The sequence below is a fragment of the Pseudomonas sp. ICMP22404 genome (assembly GCF_006227205.1).
Taxonomy (GTDB): Bacteria; Pseudomonadota; Gammaproteobacteria; order Pseudomonadales; family Pseudomonadaceae; genus Aquipseudomonas.
Map to the genome: position 1 here is coordinate 1 of NZ_VCNG01000081.1, position 291 is coordinate 291.

General features: G+C 59.5%; 1 protein-coding gene. It reads left to right on the plus strand.

What is annotated here, in order from left to right:
- On the plus strand, positions 1–291 hold a 291-nt coding region (locus tag FGE05_RS29975; protein ID WP_176563052.1), incomplete at both ends, for an immunoglobulin-like domain-containing protein.

Sequence of the window (291 nt, forward strand, 5' to 3'; positions counted from 1 at the left end):
AATGGCTCCGTGATTAACATCGCCGCTGGCGAAACCACCGGCACTGTTGCAGTCAATACGCCTGCCAACGACGTCTACAACAATGGCAGCACCGTCAGCACCACCATCACCAGTGCGACCGGCGGCAACTTCGAGAACCTGGTGCCAGACACCACGCCAGCCGTCACCACGATCACCGACTCGGTGGACACCACTGGCTTGACCTTGAGCGCCAGCGAAACCATCACCGAAGGTGGTTCGATTGTTTACACCGCCACCCTGACCAACGCCGCTCAAACACCAGTCACCGTC